At 71.6% G+C, this 15,439-nt stretch carries 13 protein-coding genes; 4 read left to right on the top strand and 9 right to left on the bottom strand.

Translation table 11 applies throughout. The features are described from left to right. Positions 1-19 precede the first annotated feature (19 nt). Positions 20-3,157: an alpha-N-acetylglucosaminidase gene (locus AC068B_RS01210; protein ID WP_478668179.1), complete on the bottom strand. Its 3,138-nt coding sequence runs from the start codon at positions 3,155-3,157 to the stop codon at positions 20-22. Positions 3,158-3,308: 151 nt separating this feature from the next. Here AC068B_RS01210 and AC068B_RS01205 point away from each other — a divergent pair, with 151 nt between their 5' ends. Further along, positions 3,309-3,695, top strand: a complete 387-nt coding sequence (locus AC068B_RS01205; protein WP_478668178.1) for a hypothetical protein — start codon at positions 3,309-3,311, stop codon at positions 3,693-3,695. A gap of 20 nt (positions 3,696-3,715) precedes the next feature. Here the strand turns inward: AC068B_RS01205 and AC068B_RS01200 are convergent, their stop codons facing one another. From AC068B_RS01200 to AC068B_RS01190, 3 genes are all read right to left on the bottom strand, one after another. Then, entirely contained in the window at positions 3,716-5,101 is a 1,386-nt protein-coding gene (locus AC068B_RS01200; RefSeq protein WP_478668176.1) for a DUF1996 domain-containing protein, read from the bottom strand. A 74-nt stretch (positions 5,102-5,175) separates the two neighbouring features. Further along, a complete protein-coding gene (locus AC068B_RS01195; RefSeq protein ID WP_478668175.1) occupies positions 5,176-5,838 on the bottom strand; it encodes a LuxR C-terminal-related transcriptional regulator in 663 nt (220 codons plus the stop codon). After that, the gene (locus AC068B_RS01190; protein WP_478668173.1) at positions 5,823-7,100 is read right to left on the bottom strand and encodes a sensor histidine kinase; all 1,278 of its coding nucleotides are present in this window, start codon (positions 7,098-7,100) and stop codon (positions 5,823-5,825) included. Before AC068B_RS01190 ends, AC068B_RS01195 begins: the two co-directional genes overlap by 16 nt. 231 nt (positions 7,101-7,331) lie before the next feature. On the opposite strand from AC068B_RS01190, the gene AC068B_RS01185 reads away from it, so the two are divergent. Beyond that, complete coding sequence (locus AC068B_RS01185; protein WP_478668172.1) at positions 7,332-9,545, top strand: MMPL family transporter; 2,214 nt, start codon at positions 7,332-7,334, stop codon at positions 9,543-9,545. Between the two features lie 95 nt (positions 9,546-9,640). Here AC068B_RS01185 and AC068B_RS01180 read toward each other — a convergent pair whose 3' ends face one another. The 5 genes from AC068B_RS01180 to AC068B_RS01160 form a co-directional block, all read right to left on the bottom strand. After that, a complete protein-coding gene (locus AC068B_RS01180) occupies positions 9,641-10,627 on the bottom strand; it encodes an NAD-dependent epimerase/dehydratase family protein (protein WP_478668170.1) in 987 nt (328 codons plus the stop codon). Positions 10,628-10,700: 73 nt separating this feature from the next. Continuing rightward, complete coding sequence (locus AC068B_RS01175; RefSeq protein WP_478668169.1) at positions 10,701-11,285, bottom strand: winged helix-turn-helix domain-containing protein; 585 nt, start codon at positions 11,283-11,285, stop codon at positions 10,701-10,703. Between the two features lie 283 nt (positions 11,286-11,568). Then, on the bottom strand, positions 11,569-12,597 hold the full coding sequence (gene glnII / locus AC068B_RS01170; RefSeq protein ID WP_478668168.1) for a glutamine synthetase: 1,029 nt from the start codon (positions 12,595-12,597) through the stop codon (positions 11,569-11,571). Between the two features lie 147 nt (positions 12,598-12,744). Continuing rightward, complete coding sequence (locus AC068B_RS01165) at positions 12,745-13,215, bottom strand: hypothetical protein (RefSeq protein ID WP_478668166.1); 471 nt, start codon at positions 13,213-13,215, stop codon at positions 12,745-12,747. A 123-nt stretch (positions 13,216-13,338) separates the two neighbouring features. Next, positions 13,339-13,707 carry an arsenate reductase family protein gene (locus tag AC068B_RS01160; RefSeq protein ID WP_478668165.1) on the bottom strand — a complete coding sequence of 123 codons (369 nt, stop codon included), beginning with the start codon at positions 13,705-13,707 and terminating at the stop codon, positions 13,339-13,341. 167 nt (positions 13,708-13,874) lie between these two features. Between AC068B_RS01160 and AC068B_RS01155 the strand changes: the two genes are divergently transcribed. Both AC068B_RS01155 and AC068B_RS01150 read left to right on the top strand, forming a co-directional pair. Next, entirely contained in the window at positions 13,875-14,183 is a 309-nt protein-coding gene (locus AC068B_RS01155) for a hypothetical protein (protein ID WP_478668164.1), read from the top strand. Between the two features lie 140 nt (positions 14,184-14,323). Beyond that, complete coding sequence (locus AC068B_RS01150; protein WP_478668162.1) at positions 14,324-15,319, top strand: alpha/beta hydrolase family protein; 996 nt, start codon at positions 14,324-14,326, stop codon at positions 15,317-15,319. The last annotated feature ends 120 nt before the right edge of the window (positions 15,320-15,439 follow it).

The following is a 15,439-nucleotide window of genomic DNA, read 5'->3' as shown; positions in this document are numbered from 1 at the left end:
TTCCGGTGGTCAGGCGCCGCTACCCCAGCCGCCACCCGCTGAACTCCACCGTCCCGCGCCCCCCGTCACCCCCGTTCGTCGCACTCATGAAGAACCCCACGTCCTGCGCCGCCGCCACCCCCGGCACCGGCACCGTCGCCACCGTCCGCCACGTCGCGCCCTCGTCCGTCGAGCACGCGCCCGTGAAGGTGTTCCCTGCGCGGGAGAGCCGGAGCAGCACGGGGGCCGAGATGCCCGTGATGCGCTTGTACGTGTCCAGGGTGCCGTCGCCGTTCGTGTCGTACGAGAGGACGACCCCGTTGCCGGGCGTCACGGCCAGGTCCAGGAAGCCCGGGGAGAGCGGCTTCGCGAGGGAGTTGCGGGCGATCAGGCCCGCTCGGGCCCAGGGGCCCGTCACCTCCTGCTTGTCGACCCGTACCGTGACCGACACCCCGTCCCGCAGGGCGCCCTCCCGGTACAGCGTCCCGAACTCGGCCGTGCCCTTCCACAGGTCGGCGCCGCCCCCGTCGATCGCGTACCGGTCCGCCAACTGCCCGAAGACCGCCGCGTTGTTCGTGTAGGACTTCCAGGCGTCGTCCACCGGGCCCGCCTCGAACAGCACGCCCTCGTGGACGGAGCGCACCCGCCGCTCGCCCGCGGGCCCGTACCGCACGGCGATCTCGTACGGGAGCGGGCGCAGCGGCCGGTCCAGGGGAGTGTCCGGTGCCGAGGCCCGCCAGGTGACCTTCCCCGTGCCCGCGGGGGCGACCCGCGGCAGGGAGACGGGCCCCGTCGGCTCCGCCTCGATGCCGGTCAACTCGAAGTCGACGCGCCCCGTGGCGCGCAGCCCGTTGACGTTGCGGAAGGAGGCCGTCAGGCGGGCGTGACCGGCGGGCGGGAAGGCGGGCGGGTCCGCGGTGACCTCCAGGGTGCCCTGGTAGGGCGCGCGCGCCAGGGCGTCCCTGACCCGGGAGGCGATCCGGTGCGGGGAGCCGGTGGGCGGGCGCAGCGGGTAGTCCTTGCGTTCCCGCGTCCACTTCTCTTCGAGCGCGAACCAGTCCACGGGCTTCGGTGCCCGCCCGGCCGCCAGCGCGTCGGCAAGCTCGTCCAGCCACGTCTGCCAGCGCGGGACGTACAGGTCGCCGATGAGGCCGTGCCATTCGCGGTTGCCGTAGTCGTGCAGCCGCCCCGCGTCGGCGGTGGCGCGCTCGCCCCACACGGTGATCAGGACCTTGGCGGTCCGCTCGAACTCGGCGCGTTCCGTGTCGCTCGTCCCCATGCGCCGGGCCGCCTCGATCCAGGGGCCGATGAGGAACGCCGAGTCGGTGCCCGTCACCTCGTCCGTGAGCCGCATCAGGCGCAGCCACAGCGCCGCGAGGGTGCCGAAGGTCTGCCGGTCCCCCCGCTCGTACGCGGCCCGCAGCTGCGGCAGGAGCTGACGGCTGCGGTGGGCGAGGGCCTGCCGGGCCACGTCGACCACGTCGTGGCGGTAGGCGGCGCTGCCCCGCAGCGGCCCGGCCACGCCGAGGAGCCCGGTGAGCGCCGCGTCGAAAAGACCGGGGTCGTAGGTGAGCGCGCGCGGCGCGTACTCCGCGGCGCGCGCCGCCGCGAGGTCGGGCCGTGCGGCGAAGAGCGAGTCGTGCGGGTCGCTGCGTTCGACGGCGGTGTGCTGGTAGGCGGTGTCGTTGAGGGCCCGCCAGGCGGCGCGCGCGGCGCGGTCGTGCCCGCCGTACCGGAAGTCGGCGTAGGAGGAGAACCAGTCGGCGCGGTCCACCGGCTCCTTCGTCCAGGCCAGCTCGGAGAAGAGCTCGAAGGCTGCGGGGTCCCGGTCCGTGGCCTCCGGCATGAACGCGGTGCCGGTCAGCGCGCTGCCCGCCTTGTCGCGCCAGGCGAAGAACCGCTCGTTCCAGAGGTGGGTGCGGGCCCCGATCGTCGTGCGCCCGCCGAAGTTGGGGATGGTCCCGAAGGCGTACGGGGTGCCGCCCCAGTCCTTCTCCCGGTCCGGCACCTTCGCGTACCGGTCGGAGACGCCGTCGACGATCAGCATCCGCTTCTTGTCGACGGCGTCGAGCAGCGCGGGCAGCGGGTTGGCCTCCCAGCCGAGGATCACCCAGGTGGCGCCGGGCCGCGCCTTGCGCAGGGCCGCCTCCACGCCGCGGGCGGCCGCGGGCACGGGCACGTCGCCCGCGGTGCCGCCCTCGTGGAGCAGGTCCATCTTGAAGAGGTCGGCGGGGCCGAAGAGCTGTTCCTGGTGGCGGTAGAAGGCGGCGGCGACCTTTGCGAACGTCGAGGTGCGGGGGTCGAGCCAGTCGGGTCTCGCGAACCCGTGCCACGAGCCCTGCGGGACGACGCGCGCGTCGCCGCCGTTGCGCTCGACGAACCCGTCCGGCACGTGGCCGTAGTAGCCGGGGAAGGCGGGCGCGATGCCGAGCTCGCGCAGCCGCCGCACGATGCGCTGCCCCAACTTCACCCGGTCGTCGATCAGCCGGTCCGAGAGCGGCCCGCCGTACCCGGAGAGGTTCTGCAGCAGCCACCAGGGCTGGTGCGAGGGGGCGGGCAGCCACGCCCTGGCCTCCGCGTCGGAGTAGCCGAACTCCGTCAGGACCCGCCGGTACACCGCTTCGGCGCCCGCGATCACCAGCACCTCGTTGCACCCGTGCAGGGCGAGCACGTCGATCATCCGCTCCCAGTACGCCCAGTCGGCGTACGGCGCGGTGTATCCGTCGTTGGTGTCGTTCAGGGCGAACCGGTGGGGGAGCGAGGTGGACCGCTCCAGCGGCCGGACCGGTGCGGGCAGCCTGCGCGGCAGGTCCAGCTGGCTGCCGTTCCAGGTGATGTGGGCCCCGCAGACGTACTTCAGGTACCAGTGGACGCCGGTGAGCAGTACGGCGGGCGTCGTGCCGGACACCTCGATCCGGCCGGTGCTCCCGGTGACCTTGAAGCGGTCCTCGCGGCCGCGGGCGGGGAGGAGTCTGAGCCGGAACTGTTCCGCGTGATGCGGCAGGAGTCTGTTGAGCGCGGAGCGCGCGGAATCCGTATCGAAGGCGGGGCCCGCGTCGGGCCCGGTGGGTCCTGCGGGCCCGTCGGCGGCGTGGGCCGACAGCGGTACGCCGACGGCGGCGCCGAGGCCGAGGGCCCCCGCGGTGCCGAGCACGGTACGTCGGGACGGTTCGGACATGTGTACCCCCTGGGGTGACGGCTGCGGCGCACGGTATCCGCGCGGCCGACCGTCCTCAACGGTGCATACGAGACAGGCGAGTTCGGCTCGTCGGAAGAGGCTGGTGGGACGGGTGAAGACGGTGCGGGCAGCGCGGTACGCGCTTTCGGGCATGGCTGTGGGAGCTTCGATGATGGTGGTGGGATGCGGCTCGGGGGGTGACGACACACCACGCACGGCGAGCGGCAGCCTTGAGCAGCTGGCGGCCGAGGCGGGATGCCGGCCGGACGTCCAGACGGACGCGGCCGACCTGCGCCAGGCCACCTGTCAGAACGGTGCCCGGCGCTACGTGCTCGTAACCTTTACAAACGCCCGTGGCCAGGCCGAATGGCTCGACGAGGCGAACGACTACGGGGGTACGTACCTCGTCGGCGGCAGCAAGTGGGTGGCGGTCGGCGGCGCCGACGACATCGCGGCGCTGCACGACCGCCTCGGCGGGACCGTGGTGGACGCCGCGGGGAGGCACGGCGGTGGCCACCACGGCCACCACGAGGGGTGAGAGCCGTCAGGCGCGCGCCGTCAGGTGCAGCGCTGACCGGAATTGACGCACTTCGCGACGCGCCGCATCAGCTGCTCGTCGAAGACGTTGATGAAGTCGCCGTGGTCGGTGACGGGCTTGTGCAGCTGCTCGGGGAACGAGTCGACGGCGAAGCCGGGGCCCGGCGGCACGTCGTACACGATGCGCTGCACCAGCTGGGGGACGGCCCGGAAGCCGCTCGGGCAGGCGCCGGACCGCGGGTCGGCGAAGGCGACGTGGGTGCGGTGGTTGGCGCTGTCGGTGTTCTGCCCGTCCCAGCAGCTCTGGAAGTTGAACGTCCGGACGACCTTGCTGCCCTCGGGGCAGATCGGATACTTGTCCTTCAGCTGCCGGTTCTCGAATCCGGTGCAGCTCCACGACGCGTTCGCGTTGGCGTCGCCGTTCGTGAACGCCTTGGCGTCACCGGTGATGATGCGCAGGAAGCGCGGCATCGCGACGACCTTGCTCCTCGGATTTCCGGCGAACTTCAGCGACACGGAAGCCGGTGTCTGGATCTCGCCGACGTTCTGGTCCTTGCCGCCGCCGTCGGCCTGGGCGTCGTCCTCGTTCTTCCCGTTCTGCAGCCGCAGGACGGGCCAGTAGTACGTCGACTTGTCGCCCTGGTTGCGGCAGCTGGTCCGACCGTTCGCGAGGTCGTCGTCACTGGAGAAGGCGTCCGTCGCCTGGTTTCCCACGTAGTCGTGCATGTGGTGGGCGCCGTTGCTCACGCCGGGCGCGACGATGACGTTGTCCGGATTGAACTTCCCGTTCGCGTTGCGCCCGCACTTCGTGGTGAAGGTTCCGCGCGAGGCGTTGCGGCCGTCGCGGGGGCGGTTGACGTTGGGCCGGACGGACTGGATCTTGACGAAGTCACCGGCTTCGGGCCCATTGCCGGACGGGGCCTGACCTTGCTCTTCGCCCTGTTCCTGACCTTGCTCCTGCCCCTGCTCCTGGTCATCGGCACGCAACGTACAAGGCGCCATGCTGTCGAGCCCCTCGGGCCGGGCGCCCGACCGGTCGAGCGTGTCCGTGATGCCGCCGAGGGTCTCCCGGCGCTTCTCCTCGAGGGGAGCCAGCAGGGACTCCTTGTCCTGTGTCTGCTCGAACTGCCCGTACGCCTCCGTGATCTGGCCGTCCAGGTCGGCGAGTTGCCGGTCCACTTCGCCGCGCGCGGCGTCCGGCACCTCGGGCAGCTGGTTGCCGACGTCCGGACAGCTGATGGTCGACGCCTGCTGTCCGGCGCTCTGCGGGGGAGGCTGGTCAGCGCCTTCTTCGGCATTCGCGTAGACGTTCACGGCGATCAGGCCGCCGCCGCCCATGATTACCGCTGCGGACGCGGCGACCATGCGCCGCGCCAGCCTTGATCGTTTTCGTGAGGTACGTCCCATGGGGCTACATACGCATCAGCGACCCGATGCGTTCAGACGCGCCCTGACGTGGGGCGGGTCGTGGCGGGTCGTCCTCAGCGCCCCTGGTCCAGATAGGCGAGGACCGCGAGGACCCGGCGGTTGTCGTCGTCGGAGACCGCCAGATCCAGCTTCCCGAAGATGTTGGACGTGTGCTTCGCGATGGCCCGCTCGGTGACGACGAGCTGCGCCGCGATGGCCGCGTTCGACCGGCCCTGCGCCATGAGTTCGAGCACCTCGCGCTCGCGCGGGGTCAGCGCGCCCAGCGGTTCGTCGGCGGCGGACCGCCGGGACAGGAGCTGCTGGATGACCTGCGGGTCCATCGCGGTGCCGCCGCCCGCGACCCGGTGCACGGCGTCGATGAACTGCGCCGCGTCGAAGACCCGGTCCTTGAGGAGATAGCCGACGCCGCCGTTCCCGTCGGCCAGGAGCTCGCGGGCGTAGAGCTGCTCCACGTGCTGCGAGAGGACGAGGACCGGCAGGCCCGGCCTGGCCCGGCGGGCGGCGAGTGCGCACTGGAGCCCCTCGTCGGTGTGGGACGGCGGAAGCCGTACATCGACAATGGCGACGGCATCTTCGTCCGGCTGCAACTCCGCGAGGGCCTTGGTGAGTTCGGGCCCGCTCTCCACCGCGGCCGCGATCTCGAAGTCGAACGCCTCCAGCATCCGCACCAGGCCGTCGCGCAGCAGGAAGAGGTCTTCGGCTAGGACAACTCGCAAGGGATCTCCATGGTCACCATGGTCGGGCCGCCAACCGGGCTGCTGACGGCCAGTACGCCGTCGAATGTACCGAGTCGGCGTTCGATCCCGCTCAGCCCGGACCCCGCACCGGCGACCGCGCCGCCCTTGCCGTTGTCGGTGACCGCGATGCGCAGCATGCCGTCGGCGTGGTGCATGTCGACCCAGATGCGCTCGGCGCCCGAGTGCTTGATCGCGTTCGTCAGGATCTCGCTGATCGCGAAGTACGCCGCCGACTCGACCGGCGCCTCGGCCCGGCCGCGCAGTTCCACGTCGACCTCGGTGGTGACGGGAAGCCGCAGCGCGAGGGCCTTGACCGCGTCGCCGAGGCCGCGTTCGGCGAGGACCGGCGGGTGGATGCCGCGGACCAGGTCGCGCAGCTCGGTCAGCGCCTCGCCGGAGTTCTGCCGGGCCTTGCCGATCAGCTCCTTGGCCTTGGCGGGGTTGCTCTCGATCATCGCCTCGATGGTGCCGAGGTCCATGCCCATGGCGACCAGACGGGCCTGCGCCCCGTCGTGCAGATCGCGCTCGATGCGGCGCAGCTCGGCGGCCGACGTGTCCACGGCGTCGTGCCGGGTCTCCGTCAAGTGGTCCACGCGCAGGGACAGTTCGCGCTCACGCATGCTCGTGGTGGGGGCGATGAGCGCCCGCGCCATGCGGAAGTGGGTGCGGATGAGGACGGGGTTCAGGAAGAGCCCCACGACGAACAGGCCCGTGCCGAGCGCGGCCGCGTAGTTCGCGTCGGTCTGCGAGGTGACGTGGATGAAGCCGTACCACTCGCCGCCGCCCGCGTTGTAGATGGGCTCCCACACGCCGAAGGCCAGCACCCAGCCGTACAGCATGTAGAGGAGCAGCGAGGGCGCCAGGATCGCGACGATGAAGCCCGCGGTCATGTCGACGAGCAGCCACTGCAGATCGCGCCAGGTCGCCGGGTCCTTCAGCATCAGCTGGCAGCGCTCGACCTGCCCCATGAGTCCGCGTCGCATGTTCGGCGGGAAGGGCCGGTACGGGATGGGGATGTGGACGTCCGACCATTCACCGGCCTGGACGCGGCGCAGGCTGGCGTGCTTGCGCAGGCCGGTCAGCACCACCGGGGTGGTGAGTACGCCGATGCCGAGCGGGATGAAGGCGATCGCGAGGACCGCGTTGACGAAGAAGATGATCCCGCCGGCCAGCGAGACGACCGCCAGATACAGGCCGCGTGCACCCGCTATCACGGCCCTGCCCACCCGTGATGTCCCCATGATGTCCCTCTCCTCAAGCTGCCTGTCAGAAGGACAGTCTCCCTGGTCACGGCGGTAGGGGTCACTGGGTCCTTCACCCGGGCGGGGGTGTACCTGACGACACCCCCGAGCCTCGCCCTGTGCTTCCGGCAGAGGGGGTCTCGGCGGCTGGGGCGCGAGGCCGCCGATTTCTAGCGTGAGTCACGTCTTATCCGACGCATACTCACGCAGACTTGATGGGGGCGAAGCGCCATGAGGCGGAACCTCGCGGCACGACTCGGTGTGTGGAGCGCACACCACCGGAAGGCGGCCGTCTTCGGCTGGCTGGTCTTCGTGGTCCTGGCCACGGTCATCGGCGGGGCCACCGGCACGGTCACCGCCTCCGACGACGAGATGGGGGTCGGCGACTCGGGCCGGGCCGCCGAGATCCTGAAGGACGCGGACATCGACGAGCCTGCGGGCGAGCTCGTCATGGTCACCGCACGGACCGCCGACGGCTGGCGGGACGCGGCCGCCGACCTCTCCAAGGCCCTGACCGCGACCGGTGACGTGCGCGGCCTCAAGGCGCCGCTGCCCTCCGAGGACGGCAAGGACGCGCTGCTGCGCTTTGAGATCAAGGGCCCGTCGGACGAGGCGGCCGACCGCGTCCAGCCGGTGCTCGACGCCGTGGCGAAGGCTCAGGAGGACGGCGCGGGGCGGGGCATCTCCGTCCACCAGTTCGGCGACGCGAGCTCCGAGAAGGAGCTGTCCGACCTGCTCGCGGACGACCTGAAGAAGGCCGAGTTCACCGCGGTGCCGCTGGCGCTCGGCATCCTCCTGATCGCCTTCGGGGCCGTGGTCGCCGCGCTGCTCCCGGTGGGGCTCGCGCTCACCGCGTGCGTGGCGGCGTTCGGGCTGCTCTCGCTGGCCAGCCACCAGTTGCACCTGTTCGAGACGACGTACTCCGTGATGTTCCTGATGGGCCTCGCGGTCGGTGTCGACTACTGCCTCTTCTACCTGCGCAGGGAACGGGACGAGCGGGCGGCGGGCCGGGACGCGGAGACGGCCCTGCGGATCGCGGCGGCCACCAGCGGACGGGCCGTCCTGGTCTCGGGCCTGACCGTGATGGTCGCGATGGCGGGCATGTTCCTGTCCGGTCTACTGCTCTTCAAGGGCTTCGCCGTCGCCACGATCCTCGTGGTGTGCGTGGCGATGCTCGGCTCGGTCACCGTCCTGCCCGCGCTGCTCGCCGGGCTCGGCGACCGCATCGACGCGGGCCGCATCCCGTTCCTGAACCGGCGCGCCAGGAAGGGCGCGTCCAGGAAGGGCGTGCACGCCAGTGGCGGCATGGCGGGCAAGGTGCTGCGGCCCGTCCTCGCTCGCCCGAAGTTCTTCGCCGTCGGCGCCGCGGTCCTGCTGCTCGCCCTCGCCGCGCCCGCGCTCGGCATGAAGACCGAACAGCTCGGCCTGGAGAAGCAGTTCGGCTCCGACGCGCCGCTGTCCGTCTCGTACGAGAAGATCACCGGGAAGTTCCCCGGCGGGCCCGCCCCGGCCCGTGTGGTCGTCAAGGCCGCCGACCCCGCCGACATCGCCGCGCAGCCCGTGCGGACCGCGCTCGACTCGCTGACGCGCAAGGCCGGTGACGGCGCCGAGCTCACCGTCCACAAGGCGGCGGGCGTCGCCGAGATCGGGATCCCGCTGCCGGGCAACGGCACCGACGCCGAGGCGAAGAAGGCCCTGCACGAACTGCGGGACGACACGGTTCCCGCGGCCTTCGACGGGCTGGACGTCCAGGCGTACGTGGGCGGGGACCTGGCCTCCTCCGAGGACTTCGGCGATCAGCTCGGCAAGGGCATCGTGCCGGTCTTCGCCTTCATCACCGGGGTGACGTTCCTCCTGATGCTCTTCAGCTTCCGCTCGACGGTGATCGCGGTGACGTCGATCGCGCTCAACCTGCTGTCGGTGGGCGCCGCCTACGGCATCATGACCGCCGTCTTCCAGCACGGCTGGGGCGCGGAGCTGATCGGCTCGGAGAAGGTCGGCGCGATCGAGAACTGGATGCCGCTGTTCGTCCTCGTCGTCCTCTTCGGCCTCTCCATGGACTACCACGTGTTCGTGGTCTCCCGGATCCGCGAGTCCCGCGACCGGGGCATGGACAACCGCGCGGCGATCCGCGAGGGCATCACGCGCACGGCGGGCGCCGTCACCGGCGCGGCCGTGATCATGGTGGCGGTCTTCGCGGTGTTCGGCACGCTGTCCATGCAGGACATGCAGCAGATGGGGGTGGGCCTGGGCGTGGCGGTCCTCCTGGACGCGACGGTGGTCCGCATGATCCTGCTGCCGTCCCTGATGACCCTCCTGGGCGAGCGCAACTGGCACACGCCGCGGTACCTGCGGTGGCTGCCGAAGATCTCCCACGAGGAGGAGGGGCCGGGCGTCCCGCCGCAGGGCGCCCCGTACAACACCCCGGTGTCGAGCGGGCGTTGAGGTAAGAGAGGCCCCCTGCGTACACCCGCACACATGACGTGGCCCCGGCGCGCAGTCAGCGCCGGGGCCACGTCGTCATGTCAGGTCACCTCACCTCACAGGCCGAGCGCCTTCGCCTCCTTCTCTGGGGCGAGCCCGACGACCGGCCGGTCCGGCCGCTGCGGCGCCGTGCCGCCGATGGACCGCAGCCACTCCCACGTGTCGCGCACCGTCTCGGCGGCGGACCGGGTCCTGAGCCCCGCCGCGACCGCCTTCTCCGACGACGTCCGGTGCATCGTGTCGTGCAGCTCGCCGGGGGGCAGCCACACCGGCAGCTCCATCCAGGGCTCGATGCCCGCGTCGAGCACCGCCTGCGGCTCGGTCCAGCGCAGCGTCGCGGTCGACTCCGTCACCTTCGCGCAGGCGTCGAGGAGTTCGCCCATGGTGATCCGCCCCATGGGGCTGACCAGGTTGTACGGGCCGTGCAGCCCGGCGGCCGCCGCGTCCAGGACCCACTCGGCGAGGTCCCGCACGTCGACGTACTGGATGCCGAGGTCCCGCGGCCCGGGGGCCAGCACGGTCCCGCCGCGCACCATTCGGTTCAGCCACCACGGCAGCCGCCCGATGTTCTCGCACGGTCCGAGGATCAGCCCGGCCCGCGCGAGCACCGTCCGCTCGGCCCCGAACCCGGCGATCGCGGCGAGCTCACCGCCCCGCTTGTCCTCCGCGTACGCCGACGCGTCCGCGTCCGGGTCGCCGTCCACCACGGGGAAGCTCTCGTCGGAACCTGCCTCGCCCGGGTAGCGGTACACGGAAGCGCTGGAGACGTACACGTACCGCGTCGCGCGCTCCGCGAGCAGCCGGGCCGAGTCCCGCACCACCCGCGGCGCCGCCGACCAGGTGTCGACCACCACGTCCCACTCGCCATCGGCGAGCCCGGCGAGGCCGCCGTCGGCGGTGCGGTCGCCGTGGACGACGCGTGCCCCCTCGGGCGCGGCGTGGTGACCGCGGTGGAAGACGGTCACCTCCCAGCCCCGGGCGAGCGCCGCCTCGGTGACCGCACGCCCCACGAACTCGGTACCACCCAGCATCAGAAGTCTCATGGCGGTGACTCTGCCCCGGGCACCCGTGTTCCGGGAAGCGGATTCTGCTCGGGGCAGAGAAGGGAACCGCAGGTCAGCGTTGGGCAGGCGGCGCGTACTTGTAGCCGACCCGGCGCACCGTCTGGATCGTCCTGCGGTGCTCGGCGCCCAGCTTGCGGCGCAGCCGCGCGACGTGGACGTCGACGGTGCGGCCGTCGCCCACGTGTCCGTACCCCCACACCGTGGTGACCAACTGGTCGCGGGTGTGCACCCGGTGGGGGTGTGCGACGAGGTGGGCGAGGAGCTCGAACTCCAGGTACGTGAGGTCGAGGAGCTGCCCGTCGACCTCGGCGGCGCGCTGCACGCCGTCGATCCTGATCGGTCCCTGGGCGGGCGCGGGCGGCGCCTCGGGCAGCACGGGCTCGGCGGCGGTCACGGGGGCCTGGCCCGCCGGTACGAGGACGAGGTAGCCGACCATCGGGGGCTGGCCCGGCAGGGTCGGCAGGGTGTGCTGCGGCGCGGGCAGCCAGGTGGCGCCCGGCGGCAGGAAGTCGGTGATGTGCACCGCCTCGTCGGGGTCGACGGCCCGCAGGCGGCCCCGGCCCGTGAGCGGGGGAGGGGTGAGGGTGGTGGGGCCGGAAGCGGAGGCAGAGGCGGTGAAGGAACGGGAATTCGCCATGGTGAGGTCAGCTCTTTCGCGCGAAGAAGGAATCGTCGAGAAAACGAGACGTACGTCGTGCGCGTCAGGCGAAGGCCGGGTGAACGGCTTTAGAGGGCCCGCGCGTTCGTCGCGCGGCAACACACCCGGTCGAAGTCGTGATGCTGACGGGAGGGCCAGAAAGGCTCGAGGTCATGACGACCTGTCGCGGTGTTCTGGTGGCTGCCCATGGGCCCATTGAATCAGATGAAGAGAGGGTCGCCCACCGTAATCGGCGGGCGACCCTTCGGTGACGGGCGGGGGATCAGACCTGACCGGCCTTCTCCAGCGCGGTGCAGCACGTGTCGACGAGCAGCCGCGTCACGACGTACGGGTCGACGTTGGCGTTCGGGCGGCGGTCCTCGATGTAGCCCTTCTGCTCCACCTCGACCTGCCACGGGATGCGGACCGATGCGCCGCGGTCGGAGACGCCGTACTTGTACTCGTCCCAGGGCGCGGTCTCGTGCAGACCGGTGAGGCGGTCGTCGATGCCCGCGCCGTAGTTCTTGACGTGGTCCAGCGGCTTCGAGCCCTCGCCGAGGGACTCGCAGGCGGTGATGATCGGGGCGTAGCCCTCGCGCATCGCCCTGGTGGAGAAGTTGGTGTGCGCGCCCGCGCCGTTCCAGTCGCCCTTGACCGGCTTGGGGTCGAGGGTCGCGGAGACCTTGAAGTCCTCGGCGGTGCGGTAGAGCAGCCAGCGGGCGATCCACAGCTGGTCGGAGACCTCCAGCGGGGCGAGCGGCCCGACCTGGAACTCCCACTGGCCGGGCATGACCTCGGCGTTGATGCCGGAGATGCCGAGACCGGCCTGCAGGCAGTTCTCCAAGTGCGCCTCGACGACGTCACGGCCGAAGATCTCGTCCGAGCCCACGCCGCAGTAGTAGCCGCCCTGCGCGGCGGGGAAGCCGCCGACGGGGAAGCCGAGCGGGCGGTCGCCCTCGAAGAACGTGTACTCCTGCTCGATGCCGAAGATCGGCTCCTGCGCGCCGAAGCGGGCCTCGACCTCGGCCAGTTCGGCGCGGGTGTTGGACTCGTGCGGCGTCATGTCCGTGTTGAGGACCTCGCACAGGACGAGGATGTCCGCGCCGCCGCGGATCGGGTCCGGGCAGGTGAAGACCGGCTTGAGCACGCGGTCCGAGGCGTGGCCCTTGGCCTGGTTCGTGCTGGATCCGTCGAAGCCCCAGAGCGGCAGCTCGGCGCCCTTCGCGTCGTCCGCAAGGATCTTCGTCTTGGAACGGAGCTTGGCGGTCGGCGCGGTGCCGTCGATCCAGATGTACTCAGCCTTGAAGGTCACGGGGCCTCATCCTCATAACGCTCGGTACGGCGCAGAACGTGCGGGTGCCGCGGTGCCGTGGTGATGAGCAGCAGAGTGGCAACCGGCGATTTCCCGACCGTTGCTCGTATGTGAACCCCGTGTTACCTGGGGCGGGTGTGGCTGACGTCACTTGATGACCGCGTTGGCGGCCGCTATCGCTAGCCCGATCGTCGCGTCGGCGCCGCCGATCAGCACGGCCGAGCGCCGCCGGTAGCCGACCCGCACCGCGGCCACCGTGCCCCAGGCGAAGAGGAGCGCGGCGTTCAGGAGCAGCCCGCCGTAGGTGACGCGGCTTTCGGGCCAGTCGAGGGCACCGGCCAGGATCAGCAGCAGCACGGTCGGCCAGCAGGCGATGATCACCGGCCACTCGTCCACGAGCGCCCAGGCCAACTGGCGCCAGCGGTGGGTGCCCCGCCCCGGCTGGTGCGTCGACATGTGGTGCGCGTAGCCGTGCGCGAGGGCGGCCGTGCCCGCGGTCACCATCACCCAGGCCGCGTCGTAGTAGGGCGTGTAGGTGTCGCCCTGCGACTGCAGCGCCGCGAGCAGCGCGCTCGCGAGGACCGTTCCGTATACGCCTCCGAACATCCAGTTCCGCACGGCGCGCTCCTCTCTGTGTCTGGAGCACCCCACGCTAGGCAGAGGTATGTAACGGTTTGCCGGACTTGGGCCATCGGTCGCCGGACAACCGGGGTCCTCGACCGGGGCCCTCGATCCGCGCCCTCAGCGCGACAGCGCGTCCCGCACCGCCTCCTCCGTGCGCGCCACCACCGCCGTGCCGTCGTCCGCCGTGATGATCGGGCGCTGGATCAGCCTGGGATGGTCGGCGAGGGCCTTGATCCAGCGGTCGCGGCCCGCGGCGTCGCGCGGCCAGGCCTCGCGGTCCTTCAGGTCCAGGTCCTTCGCGGCCTGCTCCTGGGTCCTCGTGATGTCCCAGGGTTCGAGGCCGAGGCGGTCGAGGACGGCGCGGATCTCGTCCTCGGTGGGGACGTCGTCGAGGTAGCGCCGCACGGTGTAGTCGGCGCCCTCCGCGTCGAGCAGCGTGAGCGCGCCGCGGCACTTCGAGCAGGCGGGGTTGATCCAGATCTCCATGCCCACACGCTACCTGCGAACCATCCGTCGCAGGCCTGTCGGCAGGCTTCTGTTCGATTACCTCAAAGGCGGTCTGGCCAGCGGCGATTGTCAGTGCCTGGCAGTAGAATCACAGTAGTGTTCGAGGGCGCCCGACGGGGGGTCCTGACCGCGACAGGAGGATGCCAGTGCCCGCTGCCGCACTCACATCGAAGCGTGTGTCCAAGACCGTTCCGAAGCCCGTCCTGATCGACCTGCCGTACGTACCGCTGGAGAAGAAGGCGCTGCCCGCCGGACGCCCGCGCGAGTGGTACATCAACCACAACCGCCGCCTCAAGGCCATGCGTCTGGCCATAGCGCTGCTCGACTCGGGCGTCTATCTCCCCAACCAGGCGAAGAACAGCACGATACGAGGGATGGCCGAGGAGGTCGGGATCCATCCGCCGTCCGACATCACCTGCCACATGGTGCGCGCCCTCATGCGGTACAGCCGCTGAGCCGTCGCCGGGTGGCCGACGAGTGGCCGCTGAGTGGCCGATGGGCAAGTGCGGGGCCCCAGGAGGGTTTTGGCCTCCTTGGGCCCCGTTTCGCGCGCGAGCCTGTGCGTTCATATGTGCGATGGGACATGCTGTGCCCCATGACCAAGCAGGACCCCGTCGGCGAACTGCCGCTCCTGACCACCGCCGAACTCCCGGACGGCACCCGCCTTCCCGTGCGCGCGCTCCGCGCCCCCGCACCCGAACGCTTCCTGCCGTCCGGCTCGGGACCGGCGCCGGGCCCGCCCCCGGCCCCCGCGGTGCTCATCCTGCCCGCCATGGGCACCCCCGCCCGTTTCTACCGCCGTTTCGCGCACCAACTCCACGGCGAGGGACTGACGGTGCTCACCGTCGACCTGCGCGGCCAGGGCGGGGCGACGCCGTCCACCGCCGGGCGCGGGGCGCCGGGCCACGGGTACCGCGCGATCGTCGAGGAGGACCTGCCCGCGGTCGTGGCGGCGATCCGCGACGAGCTCGGTACCGAACCGCCCCTGCACCTGCTCGGCCACAGCCTCGGCGGCCAGCTCGGTCTGGTGTACGCCGCGCTGTCGCGGCGCTCCGGAGGATCCGGCTGTTCCGGAGGTGCCAGCGGCTCCGGAGTCGACGGGGTGGCCGTCGTCGCCACGGGCTCGGTCTGGTTCCGCGCGTACGGGCCGCTGCACGGCTTCGGCCTGCTCCTGGTGCAGTTGCTGATCGCGGGCACGGCGACCGTGCTCGGCCGCTGGCCCGGCACCCGGCTCGGCTTCGGCGGCAACCAGCCCAAGGGCGTCATGCGCGACTGGGCACGGCAGGTGCGGACGGGCCGCTACAGCGCAAAGGGCTCCGCGCGCGACTACGAGAAGGCGCTCGGCACCCTGGACCTGCCCGTGCTCGCGGTCTCCGTCGACCACGACTCCTTCGCCCCCGCCTCCGCCCTGGACCACCTGCTCGGCAAGGTCCCCGGAGCCCGTCTCACCCGCTGCCACTACACGGCGCAGGAGGCCGGTGGCCGACTCGACCACTTCGCGTGGACCCGGGCGGGTGGCACGCTGGCCAAGTGGGTGGCGGCGTGGGCGGTGGACGAGGAACTGCCGGGCAGGACCGCCACCGGGCACTGACCCCGCCCCCGACTCCGACCACGTCCGACCAGGTCACCCGTTCGGCGTACCCGGCATGCGCACGGGGCCGTGGCCGCATTGGCTGCAGCTGAGGGCAGCGGCGACCGCGGCGCGCGGAGC

It is taken from the genome of Streptomyces sp. NPDC042371 (assembly GCF_056437465.1).
Note: the sequence above shows the minus strand (reverse complement) of the source record. Positions and strands in the feature narration are given on the sequence as shown.